The organism is Helicobacter pylori (assembly GCF_001998165.1).
GTDB lineage: Bacteria > Campylobacterota > Campylobacteria > Campylobacterales > Helicobacteraceae > Helicobacter > Helicobacter pylori_DL.
Map to the genome: position 1 here is coordinate 1 of NZ_MTWR01000198.1, position 223 is coordinate 223.

Annotated in this window: 1 pseudogene; it reads left to right on the forward strand. The window is 47.5% G+C overall.

Going from position 1 to position 223, the window contains the following annotated elements:
- A pseudogene (locus BZK24_RS08880) lies at positions 1-223 on the forward strand (methionine adenosyltransferase); the annotation flags it as partial.

A 223-nucleotide genomic window follows, 5' to 3' on the forward strand; every position in this document is an offset into this window, starting at 1 on the left:
TTAAAAAGATTGGCTCTACAGATGCTCTTTATGGCTTTGATTATAGAAGCGCGGCGGTTTTAAATGGAATTGGCGAGCCAAGCCCTGATATTAATCCAGGCGTGGTTAAAGCAGATGGCGAGATTTGGGCCGGGGCTCAAGGCCTTATGTTTGGTTATGCTGGCAAAGGGACTGAAACGCTCATGCCTTTTCCCATTCATTTTACGCCCAAGCTCCCTTTCGC